The sequence below is a fragment of the Allokutzneria sp. A3M-2-11 16 genome, from assembly GCF_024213555.1.
Classification (GTDB): domain Bacteria; phylum Actinomycetota; class Actinomycetes; order Mycobacteriales; family Pseudonocardiaceae; genus Allokutzneria.
In genome coordinates this window covers 2,905,781-2,921,059 of record NZ_JANAVO010000001.1, presented here as the reverse complement: position 1 = coordinate 2,921,059, position 15,279 = coordinate 2,905,781, and the positions used below count along the sequence as shown (strand labels likewise).

General features: G+C 71.1%; 13 protein-coding genes. 5 read left to right on the top strand and 8 right to left on the bottom strand.

Going from position 1 to position 15,279, the window contains the following annotated elements:
* Positions 1 to 92: 92 nt before the first annotated feature.
* Positions 93 to 1,160: a sugar phosphate nucleotidyltransferase gene (locus NLX83_RS14635; protein WP_254235382.1), complete on the bottom strand. Its 1,068-nt coding sequence runs from the start codon at positions 1,158 to 1,160 to the stop codon at positions 93 to 95.
* A 112-nt stretch (positions 1,161 to 1,272) separates the two neighbouring features.
* Between NLX83_RS14635 and NLX83_RS14630 the strand changes: the two genes are divergently transcribed.
* Positions 1,273 to 1,692, top strand: a complete 420-nt coding sequence (locus NLX83_RS14630; protein WP_254235381.1) for a hypothetical protein — start codon at positions 1,273 to 1,275, stop codon at positions 1,690 to 1,692.
* On the opposite strand, the gene NLX83_RS14625 is transcribed toward NLX83_RS14630, so the two are convergent.
* The 3 genes from NLX83_RS14625 to NLX83_RS14615 all read right to left on the bottom strand — a co-directional run bounded on the left by NLX83_RS14625 (position 1,689) and on the right by NLX83_RS14615 (position 5,292).
* Positions 1,689 to 2,561, bottom strand: a complete 873-nt coding sequence (locus tag NLX83_RS14625; RefSeq protein WP_254235380.1) for a glycosyltransferase family 2 protein — start codon at positions 2,559 to 2,561, stop codon at positions 1,689 to 1,691. The two genes, NLX83_RS14630 and NLX83_RS14625, sit on opposite strands and share 4 nt — an antisense overlap.
* Positions 2,562 to 2,921: 360 nt before the next feature.
* A complete protein-coding gene (locus tag NLX83_RS14620) occupies positions 2,922 to 4,052 on the bottom strand; it encodes a glycosyltransferase family 4 protein (RefSeq protein WP_254236224.1) in 1,131 nt (376 codons plus the stop codon).
* A 112-nt stretch (positions 4,053 to 4,164) separates the two neighbouring features.
* A complete protein-coding gene (locus NLX83_RS14615) occupies positions 4,165 to 5,292 on the bottom strand; it encodes a glycosyltransferase family 4 protein (protein WP_254235379.1) in 1,128 nt (375 codons plus the stop codon).
* A gap of 17 nt (positions 5,293 to 5,309) precedes the next feature.
* Here NLX83_RS14615 and NLX83_RS14610 point away from each other — a divergent pair, with 17 nt between their 5' ends.
* Entirely contained in the window at positions 5,310 to 6,209 is a 900-nt protein-coding gene (locus NLX83_RS14610; RefSeq protein ID WP_254235378.1) for a glycosyltransferase family 2 protein, read from the top strand.
* Here the strand turns inward: NLX83_RS14610 and NLX83_RS14605 are convergent.
* Positions 6,197 to 6,787: a GNAT family N-acetyltransferase gene (locus NLX83_RS14605; RefSeq protein WP_254235377.1), complete on the bottom strand. Its 591-nt coding sequence runs from the start codon at positions 6,785 to 6,787 to the stop codon at positions 6,197 to 6,199. The two genes, NLX83_RS14610 and NLX83_RS14605, sit on opposite strands and share 13 nt — an antisense overlap.
* 143 nt (positions 6,788 to 6,930) lie before the next feature.
* Between NLX83_RS14605 and NLX83_RS14600 the strand changes: the two genes are divergently transcribed.
* Together NLX83_RS14600 and NLX83_RS14595 are read left to right on the top strand one after the other, a co-directional pair.
* Positions 6,931 to 9,414, top strand: a complete 2,484-nt coding sequence (locus NLX83_RS14600) for a glycosyltransferase (protein ID WP_254235376.1) — start codon at positions 6,931 to 6,933, stop codon at positions 9,412 to 9,414.
* On the top strand, positions 9,414 to 10,502 hold the full coding sequence (locus NLX83_RS14595; RefSeq protein ID WP_254235375.1) for a glycosyltransferase family 4 protein: 1,089 nt from the start codon (positions 9,414 to 9,416) through the stop codon (positions 10,500 to 10,502). The genes NLX83_RS14600 and NLX83_RS14595 overlap by 1 nt, the downstream gene beginning before the upstream one ends.
* A gap of 401 nt (positions 10,503 to 10,903) precedes the next feature.
* On the opposite strand, the gene NLX83_RS14590 is transcribed toward NLX83_RS14595, so the two are convergent.
* Positions 10,904 to 12,922, bottom strand: a complete 2,019-nt coding sequence (locus tag NLX83_RS14590) for a hydantoinase/oxoprolinase family protein (RefSeq protein WP_254235374.1) — start codon at positions 12,920 to 12,922, stop codon at positions 10,904 to 10,906.
* A 7-nt stretch (positions 12,923 to 12,929) separates the two neighbouring features.
* The gene (locus NLX83_RS14585) at positions 12,930 to 13,580 is read right to left on the bottom strand and encodes a GntR family transcriptional regulator (RefSeq protein WP_254235373.1); all 651 of its coding nucleotides are present in this window, start codon (positions 13,578 to 13,580) and stop codon (positions 12,930 to 12,932) included.
* Between the two features lie 131 nt (positions 13,581 to 13,711).
* Here NLX83_RS14585 and NLX83_RS14580 point away from each other — a divergent pair, with 131 nt between their 5' ends.
* Entirely contained in the window at positions 13,712 to 14,611 is a 900-nt protein-coding gene (locus NLX83_RS14580) for a hydroxymethylglutaryl-CoA lyase (protein WP_254235372.1), read from the top strand.
* 98 nt (positions 14,612 to 14,709) lie between these two features.
* Here the strand turns inward: NLX83_RS14580 and NLX83_RS14575 are convergent, their stop codons facing one another.
* Positions 14,710 to 15,261, bottom strand: coding sequence for a DUF6346 domain-containing protein (locus NLX83_RS14575; protein WP_254235371.1), 552 nt, complete (start codon positions 15,259 to 15,261; stop codon positions 14,710 to 14,712).
* Positions 15,262 to 15,279 lie beyond the last annotated feature (18 nt).

The window sequence follows — 15,279 nt, the reverse complement described above, 5'->3', positions numbered from 1 at the left end:
GCCCTGAACGGGTCGTTGGGGGCGTTAGATTCCCCGAACGACTCGTTCAGGGAATCTAACGCCCCAAACGCGGCATTGGCGTGGGGGAGGGATCAGGCGTCGGCGGAGAAGCGGACGCCTCCGTCGGGGAGTTGGACTCCGGGCCAGACGCGCACGCCGTCGCGGAGCTCGCAGTTGGCGCCGACGACAGCTCCATCGCCGATCACCGCGTCCCGGACCACGGCGCCGTCGCCGATGCGGGCGTGGGCACCGATCACCGAGCGCTCGACCACCGCGCCCGCGCCGATCACCGCGCCGTCGAAGACCACGGCGCCATCGACCCTGGCGTCCACGCCGAGCTGGCAACCCGCGCCGATCGTGGCTCCGCCGGTGACCGCGGCGCCTTCGCGCAGCACCGCGCCGTCGAGCACGATCGCCTCACCCGCGGGCTTGGGCAGTGCCGCCGACGGGGCGATGCCGCGGGCGAGGTCCGCCGAGCCCTGCACGAACGCGGCCGGAGTGCCCAGGTCGAGCCAGTAGGAGGCGTCCACGTGCCCCTGCACCCGCGCTCCGGAGGCGAGCAGGCCCGGGAAGGTTTCCCGCTCAACGGAAACCTCGCGGCCCGCCGGGATGGACTCCAGCACCGAGCGGCGGAAGACGTAGCAACCCGCGTTGATCTGATCGGTCGGCGGGTTGTCGGTCTTCTCCAGGAACGCGGTGACCCGGCCGTCCGCATCGGTGGGGACGCACCCGAACCGGCGCGGATCCTCGACCTTTACCAGGTGCAGCGTCACATCGGCGTCGGCCTCGCGGTGGGTGTTCAGCACCGCGCCGAGATCCACACCGGACAGGATGTCGCCGTTGAAGATCATCGCGGTGTCACCGCGCAGCCGGTCGGCCACGTTGCGGATGCCGCCGCCGGTGCCCAGCGGGACCTCCTCGACCACGTACTCCAGGTCCAGGCCCAGGTGGGAGCCGTCGCCGAAGTGCTCCTCGAAGACCTCGGCCTTGTAGGAGGTGCCCAGCACGACGTGGGTGATCCCGGCCGCGCGGATGCGGGAGAGCATGTGCGTGAGGAACGGCACACCGGCCGTCGGCAGCATCGGTTTGGGGGCGGAGAGCGTCAACGGCCGCAGCCGGGTGCCCTTTCCGCCGACGAGCAGGACGGCGTCGACGCTCATGCTTCTCGCTCCTTGGGTGGCTGACGGATGCCCGGCGAACGAATACTCTGGCAGACGCCGAGCACGATAGGTTGAGGCCCACCAGGACCCGGCGGTAGGAGAGGTCAGCGAAATGGACCCCCGCGAACGGGCCGAGGAGCTGCTGGCGCGCGCCAGGGCACGCGGCTCCTTCGTCGTCACACCCGACGACGCCACCTCCCCGATGGACGCGGCCAACACGGTGCAGATCCCGCGCATCGTGGTGCAGGCCAACGATCCGCGCGGCTCCGACCCGGAGTCGACGATGGTGCTGCCGCAGGGCGGTCGGCCGGTCCGGCCGCAACCCCCGCAGCAGCAGCGCACCGAGCAGTTCCAGCAGCCGCGCCCGCAGGGGCAGACGCAACGGATGCCGCAGAGCCAGCCGACCCAGCAGCTGCCGCAGCACCCTCAGCAGGTGCCGCCGCAGCAGCAGAACCCCAACCAGTACCCGACGCAGCAGCTGCCCCCGCAGCAGCAGCGCACCGACCCCCACCCGCAGCAGAACTGGTCCTAACGGGCGCCGCGGACTTCGAGCTTCAGGCGGAGCGCGAGCCCGGCCTTGATCGCCAGGCGGACCGGGGCCCAGAGCGGGCCGGGGTGCCGGTCGGCGAGGTACCGGTAGGCGCTGTCGTGGTGCGCGGCCAGCATCTTCGGCTTGACCTTCGCCGTGGACACCCCGCCGATGTGGACGACCTCCGCGGTGGGCACGTACACGTTCTGCCAGCCCTTGCGGGTCAACCGGTCACCGAGGTCCACGTCCTCGAAGAACATGAAGTAGCGCGGGTCGAACCCGGCGACCGAGTCGAACGCCTCGCGCCGCATCAGCAGGCACGAACCGGACAGCCACCCGGCGGTGCGCTCGCGGACGGTCTTGTCCTCCTGGCGGTACTGCCGCGTCCACGGGTTGCCCGCCCAGATCTTGCCGAACAGCGCGTGCCCGATGCCGCGGCCCAGTTCCGGCAGCAGCCGCGCCGACGGGTAGACCTCGCCGTTGGGCTCGCGGATCAGCGGCCCGAACGCGCCACCCCTCGGCCACCGCTCCGCCGCCTTGATCAGCTCGTCCAGCGAGCCGTCGCCCCACTCCAGGTCCGGGTTGGCCACCACGACCCACCCCACGGAGTCCGGCAGCGCCGCCACCCCTCGGTTCGCGCCACCGCCGTAGCCCAGGTTGCCGCCCGTGGGGAGGAACTCGACGTTGTCCCGCTCGGTAGCCGCCGCCTCGGGCGCGCCATCGGTGGAACCGTTGTCGGCGAGCACCACCCGCACGTCGCGGCTCGTGGCCTTGACCAGCGTGTCCAGGAACCGGCCGAGGGTCTCCCCCGGCGAGTAGGTCACCGTGATCACGCCGAGCTCGTCGCCGTAGGACTTGGGTTCGCTGGTCACGGGGTCACATTCTGCACCTCCACGCGAACCCGGCCCCAGCCGCACTCCAGCGGGCGAGGGTGGCTTTCGCCCGCTCCTGGGGACCCCCGATTCCAGCATCACCCGAGGCGCCCACACCCCACAAACCGTGGACACCCCTTGGGCGGAACCCCACTCACCCCACCCATCCGTCCACAGTGGACGCTTGTGTACCCAATGTGGCATTTGTTTCGCTAGACGTAACCAATGCCACATTGGGTAGATCAACGAGGGGCGGTGGGGGTGGGGGGCCTCCGCCAATGTCGCGATTGGGGCGTTGAGGTCCCTGAACGGGTCGTTGGGGGCGTTAGATTCCCTGAACGGGTCGTTCAGGGCACAACGTCAGCGGCCGCGGCGGTGGAGGACGGCGGCGCGGGCGTAGGCGTCGCGGTGCTTGGCCGCGCTCGCCGACCAGGTGAACTCCTTGGCGCGGAGCTGAGCGGCGGCGGACAACGAAGCGCGGCGCTCGGGGTCGTCGAAGAGGTCGGACAGGGCCGCGGCGATGTCACCGGCGCCGACGCCGCAGTAGGCGACGGCGTCCCCACCGACCTCGGGCAGGCTCAGGCGGCGCGTGGTCAGCACGGAAGCCCCGCAGGCCATGGCCTCCAGCATGGGCAGGCCGAAGCCCTCGCCGAGGCTGGGGTAGCAGACCAGCTGCGCGCCGCCGAGGAACCCGGCGAGGTCGTCGAAGGGCAGGTAGCCGGAGCGGATCACGCGCAGGCGGTGCGGCACGGAGTCCAGCGCGCGCTCGACCTGGCTGTCCCACCCGGGTTGACCGGCGAGCACCAGGGCGGGCGGGTTCGACCGACCACGACAGGCCCTGGCGAAGCCGCGGATCAGCGCGGGCACGTTCTTGCGCGGTTCGAGGGTGCCGAGGAAGGCCACGTACTCGGAGTCGCGCAGCGACAGGTCGTCGCGGACCCGGCGCACCTCCTCCGGCGTGGGCGGGTGGAACCGGTCGTGCTCGACGCCGTGCGGGGCCACGTGCAGGATGCGCGGGTCGGCGCCCGCGACACGGACCAGCTCGGAGGCGGTGGCGCGGCTGGGCACCACGCAGACGGCGGCCCGGCGCAGCGAGGTCCTGGTCCAGGCTCGGAAGAAGCGGGCCTTCACCGAGGAGTGCAGCGTCACGTCGGTGAAGAAGGTGGCGTCGTGCAGCGTCACCACGGACGCGACGGGGTTGGCCAGCGGCGCCGTGTAGTGCGGCGAGTGGACCACCTGCACGTTCAGCTTGCGGACGAGGCCGGGCAGCGTCGCCTGCTCCCAGGTCAGCCGCGAGGTCCTGGTCGCGACCGTCTCGGTGGCGACGACGACCCGCGCGTTCGGGGCGAGCTTGCCGTACAGCTCAGCGTCCCGGGGCTGGCAGACCACGGTGATCCGGGAGCCGTCCGAGTCCAGGGCGGCGACGAGCGCGTCGACGTAGCGGCCGACCCCGCCGCGGTCGGCGGGCACGGAGGTGGCGTCGATGAGCACGCGGGGATCGGGGAACACCACCCGGGCAGCCTAATCCCGTGCACGCGCGCGCATGTCGGCATTCCGGGATTCGGATGCCAAGGTGACGATGCGGAGACGATCAAAAACCTGATCAGGTGATCTTCGCGCGCGCCGCGGCGTAACAGCGCTCGTGCACCCGCCAGGCGAGCCGCGCCGCGTTTTCCCAGGTGTACTCCCGTGCGCGCAGCCTGCCCGCGCCCGCCATCGCCGCCGCGTGGTCGGAATCCGTCAGCACGGTGCGCAGGGCGCGGGCCAGCGCGCGGAAATCGTTCCTGGGCACGGAGATCCCGGCGCCGCCAGCCACCTCGACCAGCGCGGGCGCGTCGGAGTGGACCACCGGAGCCCCGGCGGCCATGGCTTCGAGCACGGGGAGCCCGAAGCCTTCGGCCTGGCTCGGAGCCACCAAGGCGGAAGCGGAGTGCAGCAGCACACTGAGATCGGCGTCGGACACCGCGCCCAAGTGCCGGACGCGCCCGGAGTCCAGGTCTGCCGCGCGGGCGAGCGCAGCCAGGTCGACCCCGCCCCACCCCTGCGCGCCGACGACGAGCAGCGGCACGTCCGGCACGATCGCGAGCGCCTTGATCAGCACGTCGAGCCCCTTGCGCGGCTCCACGGTGCCCACCGCCAACAGGTACCGCCGTGGCACGTCCAAGCGCCGCACGACGGCTTCGCGAACCGCATCGGAAGGCTCGCGCAAGCTCGCGGGGACGCCCTCGCCGATCACGTTGACCTGGGTTGAGCCCGGCGCGTAACGGCTGAGGTCGGCGGCAACGGCCGCGGTCGGCACCACGACGGCGTCGGCGCGCTCCACAGCTCGCGTGATCATGCGCTGGTGCCAGCTCACCCCGCGTCGGGTCAGCGTCTCGGGATGGGTCCACGGAACGGTGTCGTGCACAGTCACGACGAGACTCCGCCCGCTTTTCGCCCGCGCAGGCGCCAATGGGGTCGGTGCGTGCACGGAATCGCCGCCCGGCCATAACGGCAGTCCCCGCTCCCACGCGGCCGTCAGCGCGCGCCGAGGCAGGCTGAGCACCCGTGGCCCGTTCGCGCCGGGGATGATCGCGGCACTCGGGTCGGAGTGCCGGGCGACGACCGTGCCGACCTCCCACCCCGTGGGCGCGGTCGCGGCCAGCGCGCGCACCAGCTCCCTGGTGTACCGCGCTGTCCCGCCAGGCACGGGCGCCAGCAACTGCTCCGCCACCACAACCAACTCCGGCATGCGGGTACTTTCCCAGGGTGAGCGGTGCGCGGAGCACAGTGGTCGTGGTGACGTGGCGGGGGCGCGAGCACATCGAGGCGTGCTTGAACGCCCTTCACGTCCAAGATCGTCCACATAGGACACTCGTGGTCGACAACGCGTCCGACGACGGGACAGCGGACCTGCTCCGCGACGTGGAAGTGTTGCGCCTCAACAAGAATCTCGGTTACGCGGGCGGAATGGCCGCCGCTCTCCCCCGCGTCCGGACGGAGTTCGTGGCGTGGCTGAACGATGACGCCGCACCCGAGCCGGGCTGGTTGGGCGCACTTGAAGACGCACTCGACGACCGTCCCGACGCGGCGGCGGCCAGCTCGGTCCTGCTCACCTCGACCGGAGCGGTGCAGTCGAGAGGCGTGCGCCTGACCGACGACGGGCACGGGGCCGACATCAACCAGGAAACAGGAGAGGTATTCGGTTTCTGCGGTGGAGCGGCGCTGGTCAGGACCGATGTCCTGCGCGCGGCGGGCGGGGTTCCGGCGGACTTCTTCTGCTACTACGAGGACACCGACACCGCGTGGCGGCTCAGGCTCAACGGGCACGAGATCGTTCCCACCGCGAGCGCGCGCGTGCTCCACCTCCACGGCGCCAGCACCGAGCCCGGTTCGCGGAGCTTTCACCTGTGGAACGAGCGAAATCGCCTGCTCATGCTGCTGCGCTGCGCGCCGACCGGAATCGCGTTGCGGCAGCTCGCGAAGTTCGCGGCGCTGACCGCTGTGCTGCCGCTGCGCAGGTCACGGCCGGACGCGCTGAACTTCTCCGTCCGCCTGCGCCTGCGCGTGCTCGGCGAGGTGGTGATCAGGCTGCCGCGAATCCGGCGCGCCGCGGACTCCGCGCGGCGACGCGCGGTCTGGGCCAGGTGGGCGGGTCAGACCTCGTAGCGCTCGACGCCGTAGTGCTCCGACAGCAACGCCTTGACCAGGCCGTTCGGGTCCTTCACCGGGCTGTTCGGGTCGAGCGCCATGATCAGCATCGGCTCGGCTGGCAGCCCGAGGGTCGTCGGCATCACGTAGTCGTGCACCGGCAGCACCTCGCCGCCGATGGACTCGTAGAACGCCAGCGCGGTGCTGCGCGCGTCGTGCTGCGGCGAACCGGGAGCGGCGCGCTCGGGCAGCTGCGCCTCCCACAGCAGACGGCGTGGCGCGACGTTCATCGCCAGGTAGTCGACCACCTCGGTCCACAGCCGACGGCCGAGGCCCTCGCGCCTGCGATCGGGGGTGATCGCGAAGTACCGGAGGAAAGACCAACCCGATCGGGGGAGCACGCGGACGGCCGCGAACCCCACCGGGACATCGCCGAACAGCCCGGCGACGGCGATCCGATCCGAGCCCTTCCCGCCGTCGAGCTCGTCGATGGACAGCCGCAGCCAGTCGGGATATGCCTGCTCAAAGATGTCCTGGACGACATCGAACTGGTCATCCGACAGCTTGTGCAGCGGCCGGATCCGAAGCTGGCCCATCACTGCCTCCCTACCTGGGTGCGCAGGTCACCATACGGTGAGCGCCAGATCACGTGGCGTTGCACCCGACTCCCAGTAGTGATCAACGCGGGATAGGGCAGGCTTATGCCCCTCGAACGGCACTGCCGGAAGGAGCGAAGCGAGTGGCGGAAGCGCCTGTCGTCTCGGTGGTAGTCGTGAACTACCGCGGGGTCGAGGACACCCTCACCTGCCTGCGCGCCCTGCGCACCGACCTGGATTACCCGAGCGACCGACTGGAAATCATCTGCGTCGACAACGCCTCGGGCGACGGGTCGACAGAGCGGCTGCGCGCCGAGCCGGGTGTGCGGGTGGTCGAGTCCCCGGCCAACCTCGGTTTCGCCGGGGGCTGCAACCTCGGCGTCGAGCACGCCAAGGGCCAGGTGCTGGCCTTCCTGAACAACGACGCCCGCCCGCACCGGGACTGGGCGCGGGCCGCGGTCGCGGTGCTGGCGGCGGACCGCACGATCGGCGCGGTCGCGGGCAAGGTGCTCGACTGGGACGGCGAGAAGATCGACTTCGTCGACGGCGGGCTGGCCTGGTACGGCGCGGGCTACAAGCTGCACGGCGGGCAGCCGGACGACGGCAGCCACGACAGCCAGAAGGACGTGCTCTTCGGCACCGGCTCCTCGCTGTTCGTCCGCTCGGAGGTCTTCCGCGAGCTCGGCGGTTTCGACGAACGCTTCTTCATGTTCTACGAGGACGTCGACCTGGGCTGGCGGATGAACCTGCGCGGCTGGCGGGTCCGCTTCGAGCCGCGCTGCCTCGCCTACCACCGGCACCACGCCTCCATGTCCACTGTGGACAATTCGCGGGAGGCGTACCTGTTGGAGCGCAACGCACTCGCGGCGCTCTACAAGAACGTCGAGGACGAGACGCTGGCGAAGGCGCTGCCCGCCGCGCTCGCGTTGACCGTGCGCAGGGCGACCGCGCGCGGCGGTGTCGACCCGGAGCAGCTGGAGATCACCCGCAAGCCCGACGGCCCCGACCTCACCGCCGCGGTCGAGGTCCCCAGGATCACGCTCGCCGGGGTGCTGGCGATCGACCGGTTCGTGGAGATGCTGCCGTCGCTGAAGGCGTCCAGGGAGGCCGAGCAGGCCGCGCGCCGTCGCTCCGACCGGGACCTGCTCCCGTTGATGCGCAACGCGATGGAGCGCGCCTCGCCGGAGGTCCCGTACCTGCTGGCGCACGACGCGCTGGTGGAAACCCTTGGCGTGGACGAGGTCTACGGCCGCCCGCGCAAGATCATGGTGATCACCGCCGACTCCATCTCGAAGAAGATGGCGGGTCCGGCGATCCGCGCGTGGAACATGGCCGAGGTGCTGGGCCGCGAGCACGAGGTCCGCCTGGTCACGCTGAACAGGCACTGCCAGCCGCCGGAAGCGCCGTTCCCAGTGCGCTACATCCCCGCGGCGAAGATGCACGAGCAGACGCCGTGGGCGGACGTGATCGTGTTGCAGGGCCACGTGCTGGAGATGCTGCCGTGGCTGAAGACCTCCGACCAGGTCCTGGTCTGCGACGTCTACGATCCGATGCACCTCGAACAGCTGGAGCAGGGCAAGGACCTCGACGCGGGCCAGCGCGCGCACGTGGTCGACGTGGTGACCACCGTGCTGAGCAACCAGTTGGAGCGCGGCGACTTCTTCCTCTGCGCCTCCGAGCGGCAGCGGCACCTGTGGCTGGGTCACCTCGGCGCGATCGGCAGGCTCACGCCGCTGCTCTACGACGCCGACCCGACCGTGCGCTCGCTGCTGGCGGTCTCCCCGTTCGGCCTGTCCGCCAAGCCCGCCGAGCGCACCGGCCCCGGACTGCGGTCCACTGTGGACGGTATCGGCGAGACCGACAAGGTCGTGCTGTGGGCCGGGGGCGTCTACTCCTGGTTCGACCCGCTGACCCTGGTGCACGCGGTGGACCGGTTGCGGCACAAGCGCGACGACGTGAAGCTCTGCTTCCTCGGCATGCGCCACCCGAACCCGGACGTGCCCGAGATGGACATGGCCACCCAGACCCGGCGGCTCGCCGAGCAGCTGGACATCGTGGGGCGCCACGTCTTCTTCAACGAGGGCTGGGTGCCCTACGACGAGCGCCAGAACTGGTTGCTGGACGCGAACTGCGGCGTCACGACGCACTACGAGCACGTGGAGACGACGTTCGCCTTCCGCACCAGGACGCTGGACTACCTGTGGGCGGGGTTGCCGATCATCACCACGGACGGCGACGCGTTCGCGGACATGGTGCGCACGGAGGGCCTCGGCCTGGTCGTGCCCGCCGAGGACCCGCAGGCGCTGGCCGACGCGCTGGAGAAGGTGCTCTACGACGCGGAGTTCGCCAAGCGCTGCTCGGAGAACATCGCCGTGGTGCGCGAGCGGTTCACCTGGGAGCAGGTGCTGGCTCCGCTGGTGGAGTTCTGCCGCAACCCGCTGCCCGCCGCCGACCGCAGGACGGGCGCTCCGGCCCCCGCGCTGCTGCCGGTCGGGGTGGCGCAGCGCGTGCGCCGGGATGTCGGCCTGGTGAAGGAATACCTTGAAGCCGGTGGAGCCGCCGAGGTCGCCAAGCGCGCCTCCGGCCGCCTCCGCCGACTGGTTCGTGAGAGATTGCGGGGCCGTTGATGGCTGACCACACCAAGCCGTTGCGGGTCCTGTTGGACGGCAACCCGTTGCTGGGCGACCGGACCGGCGTCGGCCGCTACACCTCCGCGCTGGCCGAGGAACTCGCGTCGATGGCAGAGATCCAGGTTCGCGCGGTGGCGTTCACCACCCGCGGCTGGCGGCAGCTGCGCACCGTGGTGCCGCACGGTGTGAAGGCCCGCGGCCTACCGGTGCCCGCGCGGGCGTTGCGGGCTTGTTGGTTGAAGTCCTCGCTTCCGCCGATCGAGCTGTTCGCCGGACCGACGGATGTCGTGCACGGCACCAACTTCGTGCTGCCGCCGTCGTTGCGGGCGGGCGGGGTGCTGACCATCCACGACCTGGCGTTCCTCGACGCCGCGGACGAACTGTCCCAAGTGGAGAGTGACCTGCCGGAGCTCGTGCGCGTGTCGGCCAAGCGCGCCGCGGTGATCCTCACGCCGACGCGGGCCGTCGCGGACGTGGTGCGCGAGCGGCTGCGGGTGCCCTCGGACAAGATCGTCGTGACTCCGCTCGGCGTGGACCCGGCGTGGTTCGTGGCTCAGGCGCCGAGCCTGCCGCTGCGCAGGCGGCTGAAGCTGCCGGAGAGCTACGTGCTCTACGTCGGCGCGGAGAACCCCCGCAAGGGACTGCCGAACCTGTTGAAGGCGCACGGGGCCAGCGCCGCGCTGCCGCCTCTGGTGCTGGCGGGCCCGGGTACCGCGCGGGTGGACGGTGACGTGATCCGCACCGGCTACCTCTCCGAGCTGGACCTGCGCCGAGTGGTCGCGGGCGCGTCCGCGCTGGTCCTGCCGTCGCGCGACGAAGGCTTCGGCCTGCCCGTGCTGGAGGCGCTGGCCTGCGGGGTTCCCGTGGTCTGCTCCGACGTGCCGTCACTGCGCGAGGTGTCGGGCGGCCAGGCGCTGCACGTGCCCGTGGGTGACGTCGAGGCGCTGACCGACGCGTTGGAGACGGTGGTGAAGTCCTCCGCCGACGCCGCCACCCTCGCCGCGCGCAGAACGCGGGCCGCCGAGTTCACCTGGCGGCGCTGCGCCGAGCTGACCGTCGAGGCGTATCACCGCGCCGCCTCCTGACACCACCTCTCACGTACCCAATGTGGCATTTGTTTCGCTAGACGTAACCAATGCCACATTGGGTACGCAATCGTCCACAGTGGACGTTCTGGTGGGTTGAGAGGGATTCCGCCCAAGCGTCGATGCGGTTCGCCTGATCGCGCGACGTCAAGCAACGCTTGAAGTGGGGGGTCCCCCGGAGTGGGCGAAAGCCACCCTCGCCCGCCGTCGTGCCGCCAGGCCGTGCCCCGTGCTGATCACCGGGTTCGCCGGTCTTCAAGTCCGCCCCACCCCCTTCCTCGCGGTCTTCAACGACGACAAACCCTCGGCCGCCCCGAGGTTGGGGGCGGTTAACGATGATCAACAAGGGGGGTCGGGTGGTCTTGAAGACCGCCCTACTCCGGCACGAGCGTTCCGTGGCCTCAGCTTAACCGTGAGCGGTGCGGGCGGAGCAGGAGACAGCCGGTGGGGTGCACGGTGGCGGCGTGGTCGGGCAGCACCAAGGTCGTGGAGTCCATCTCCATGATGATCGCCGGACCGACGATCACGTTGCCCGCCAACAACTTCGCGCGGTCGTAGATGCGCGCGTCCACCGGGCGCCCGCCGTGCCAGATCTCCGTGTGCGCCACGAGCGCGGTCACCGGGACGGCCTCGCCGGGCGGCAGCGCGGTCGCGGTGAAGTTCAGGCGCGGCCCCTGGGCGACAAGGTCGATGCGCACGAGCTCCGCTGACGGCGGGTGGCCGATCGCGGCGAGCGGATCGGGCGCGGCCAGGATCGCGTCGGCGAGCTCCACGTGGACCTCGCGGCCGCCGTCCCGGAGCACCGCCGAGCGGCACAGGGTCTGCTCCGCGCAGGCGACGCCGAGGGCTTCGAGCCGGTGGCACACCGACTTCTCCAGATCGTCCACCAACGCCCTGAGCTCACTGTTATCGATTTCATCGAGGGTCCGGCGAATGATCACGGTGTCCTCGTCGCGCAGGCCCGCGGTCGCGTCGCCGTGCGCGCACAGCACACCGGGGGCGGGCGGGACGATCACCGGCCAGCTGCCGGTCAGCACGCCGATCGCGTTGGCGTGCAACGGTCCCGCGCCCCCGTAGGCCAGCAGCGCGAAATCCTTGGGCTCCGCGCCCTGGCGCACGCTGACCAGGCGCAGCGCCGCGGCCATGTTGTCGTTGACCAGCTCGACGACCTGCTCGGCGGCCTCGAAGGAGCGCGGGATGCCCAGCTCGTGCGCGAGCCCCTTCAACGCCCGGCGGGCCGCCGCCCGGTCGAGCATGATCTCGCCGCCCGCGAGCTTGCCCGGGAGGTGGCCGAGCAGCACGTTCGCGTCGGTGACCGTGGGCTCGTCGCCGCCGAGGCCGTAGGCCACCGGGCCGGGGCGCGCGCCCGCCGACTCCGGCCCGACGACCAGCTCGCCGTTCTCGTCCACCAGCGCGATCGACCCGCCGCCCGCGCCGACGCTGCGGACGTCCACGCTGCTGGTGCGGACCTCCAGCCTGCCGACGATCGCCTGCTTCGCCAGCCGGGGCCTGCCGTCGCGGACCAGGGTGATGTCGGTGGAGGTGCCGCCCATGTCGAAGGTCAGGAAGTCGCGCAGGCCGAGCTGCTCGGCGAACCAGCTCGCCCCGGCCACCCCGCCGACCGGCCCGGACAGCAGCAGGCCCAGCGGGTGGTCGGCGGCGCGGTCCGGCATGGTCTGCACGCCGTCGCCGCGCAGGATCGACAGCGGCGCGGTGATCCCCGCGCTCGCCAGCACCTCACCGAGGTCGTCGAGGTACCGGGCGACCCGGGGCCGCACGTAGCTGTCGGCGACCGCGGCGAGCGCGCGCTCGTACTCCCGCGGCTCGGCGATCACCGTGGCGGACAAGGAGATCGGCACGCCGGGCAGTTCCTCGGCGGCGATCTCGGCGAGCATCCGCTCGTGCACGTCGTTGGCGTAGGAGTTGAGCAGCGAGATCGTCAGCGCCTCGATGCCCGACCCGCGCAGGCCGCGCAGCGCCTCCCGCGCGCCCGGCACGTCCAGCGGCTGCACGATCCGGCCCTCGGCGTCGACGCGCTCGGCCACCTCGATGGTGTTCTCCATGCGCGCCAAGGGTTCCGGCTTCGGCCACTGCACCCAGCCCGCCAGCGGGCCGGGCAGGTAGGAGCGGGCGATCTGCAGCATCCGGCGGAAGCCGTGCGTGGTCACCAGGCCCACCCGGGCGCCCTTGCCCTGCAGGATCAGGTTGGTGGCCAGGGTCGTGCCGTGCACCACCTGGCTGATCTCGTCCGGGCCGATCCCGGCCTGCTCGCAGACCAGGGCGATGCCCCTGCGCACGCCCAGCCCGGCGTTGTCGGGGGTGGAGGGAGTCTTGACGCGGAACGTGCGGCCGGTGACCTGGTCGACCAGCAGCACGTCGGTGAAGGTGCCACCGACGTCGACGCCGAGGCGGTACCCCATGGCGTGTCTACTCCTCATCCCTCGACCGGCCGGCGAGCACCCGCCGCGCGGCCAGCACATGAGAACGCATCACGGACTCCGCCCATGCCGGATCCCTCGCTCGGAACGCGTGCACCAGTTCGCCGTGGTGGGCCACACTGCGCTGGAGGTCCTCATGGGTGTATCGGTGAAACGTCTGCAGCACAAGGGGCAGCTGGATCACCGCGTTGAGCATGGTGACCAGCCGGGTGCTGGAGGCGGCCCGCCGGATGATGCCGTGGAACTCGGCGTTGCAGGCGGCGATCCGCTCGACGTCGCCGGAGTGCACCGCGCGGTCCATCTCCTCGCGCAGCTCGTCCATCCGGCCCAGTTCGCCGTCGGAGATCCGGGAGGCGGCCCTGGCCGCGGCGAAGGACTCCAGCAGGATGCGCAGCTCGTAGATCTCGTCGAGGTCCTCGCGGGACCAGCTGGCCACCCGGGCGCCGCGGTGCGGCAGCACCTCGACCAGGCCCTCCACCTCGAGCCTGCGCAGGGCCTCCCGGATCGGGGTACGGCTGATCCCCAGCGCCTCGGCCAGCTCGACCTCGCCGAGCCGTTCGCCGGGCGGGTAGCTGCCGTCCAGGATCGCCGTGCGGACGACCTCGTAGGCCTTCTCGGCCGCCAGAGCCACTTCAGTCACCACCGTCGTCGCGGTCGGTCCCCAGCCTACCGATCTTTTGTATGCAAATTAGAGTCCAATTCGGCTTGACACAACTGTCTGCGGAAATCAATCCTTCAAACAGCCAAGAAGTTGTATACAAGGGCGGGTCGATGCGCAGCGTGGAGTTGATCGAGGTCGGGCCCAGGGACGGCCTGCAGAACGAGTCGCGCCTGCTCTCCACGGTCGACAAGATCGAACTCATCGAGTGCTGCGTGGCCGCCGGGCTCCGGCGGATCGAGGCGGTCAGCTTCGCCCGTCCCGAGAAGGTCCCCCAACTGGCCGACGCCGAGGACGTGATGGCCTCGGTGCCAAGGGTGCCAGGGGTTTCCTACGCCGGACTGGTGCTCAACCGCAAGGGGCTCTACCGCGCGTTGGCCGCGGGCGTCGACGAGGTCAACGTCGTCGTGGCGACCACCGAGGAGTTCAGCAGGCGCAACCTGGGCGTCGGCGTCGAGGACGCGCTGCGCAGCTGGACGGAGATCGCGGCCGAGGCGGCGAGCACCGGCGTGCGGACCACGGTGACGCTCGCGGCCGCCTTCGGCTGCCCGTTCAGCGGCGACGTGGCGGTCGAGGAGGTCATCGGGATCGCCCGGCGGATCGCCGAGGCCCGCCCCGACGAGATCTCGCTCGCCGACACGATCGGCGTCGGCACCCCCGACCAGGTGCGCAGGCTCGCCAACGGGGTGCGCGCCGTCGCTCCCGGAGTGCCGTTGCGCGGGCACTTCCACAACACCCGCAACACCGGCTACGCCAACGCGCTGGCCGCACTGGACTGCGGTGTGGCGACCCTGGACGTCACGGTTGGTGGCATCGGTGGCTGCCCGTACACGCCGTCGCCGCAGGGCAACGTGGCCACCGAGGACGTGCTCTACGCGCTGGACCGGATGGGCGTGCGCACGGGAGTCGACGTCAACGCCGTCCTGGACATCTCCGCGTGGCTCTCCGAACGCCTCGGCCGCGAGGTCCCCGCACTCCTGGGCCGGGCCGGAACGTTCCCGCCCACCACCTGACCCCACCGCTTTTCCCTGAACGGGTCGTTGGGGGCGTTAGATTCCCTGAACGACCCGTTCAGGGAATCTAACGCCCCAAATGCGGCTTTCGTGTGGGGTCAGGAGGAGCGGGCGAAGACGCCTCGGATGAGGGAGAGCAGTCCGCCGAGGACTACGGCGGCACTGAAGAGGATCACGGCGCCGACGATCGCGTAGATCATCGTGGCGGTCCACTCGCCCCCGCGGTCACCGCCATCGCGCTGATAGGACTCCGGCGCGGGCAGCCACTGATACGGCGACGTGGTCACGCGGACCACGCGCACGGGCTGCCCCACGTCCTTCGCGGTCAGCTCGGAGCCGTCGAACTCGCGGGTCTCACGCGTGCCGTTCTCCCACGACACCTCGGCAGTGCAGCGCGCGTACGTGCCGAAGCCGTTCGAGCTGACCGGCCCCACGTCCGCGCAGGACTGCGTGACGGCAGTACCGCGTAGATCGCTCGCGCTCGGGTTGGGGAGGCGGTTGGCGGTGAGGGCCGTGTTGGCCAGCAGGTACCCCAACGCGCCCACCACCACGACCAGCAGCAGCGTGCCGGTCAGCCTGGTCCAGCCCGCCTTGCGTCGCTTCGGCTTCGGCTTCGGCTTCGCCTCGGACTGCTTGCCCCACTTCGCCATCCGCGCGCTCCCCGCAAT

Coding starts and splice junctions, on each gene's coding strand:
- NLX83_RS14635 (WP_254235382.1), bottom strand. CDS start 1,160: ATGAGCGTCGACGCCGTCCTGCTCGTCGGCGGAAAGGGCACCCGGCTG.
- NLX83_RS14630 (WP_254235381.1), top strand. CDS start 1,273: ATGGACCCCCGCGAACGGGCCGAGGAGCTGCTGGCGCGCGCCAGGGCA.
- NLX83_RS14615 (WP_254235379.1), bottom strand. CDS start 5,292: ATGCCGGAGTTGGTTGTGGTGGCGGAGCAGTTGCTGGCGCCCGTGCCT.
- NLX83_RS14605 (WP_254235377.1), bottom strand. CDS start 6,787: ATGGGCCAGCTTCGGATCCGGCCGCTGCACAAGCTGTCGGATGACCAG.
- NLX83_RS14595 (WP_254235375.1), top strand. CDS start 9,414: ATGGCTGACCACACCAAGCCGTTGCGGGTCCTGTTGGACGGCAACCCG.
- NLX83_RS14590 (WP_254235374.1), bottom strand. CDS start 12,922: ATGGGGTACCGCCTCGGCGTCGACGTCGGTGGCACCTTCACCGACGTG.
- NLX83_RS14580 (WP_254235372.1), top strand. CDS start 13,712: ATGCGCAGCGTGGAGTTGATCGAGGTCGGGCCCAGGGACGGCCTGCAG.
- NLX83_RS14575 (WP_254235371.1), bottom strand. CDS start 15,261: ATGGCGAAGTGGGGCAAGCAGTCCGAGGCGAAGCCGAAGCCGAAGCCG.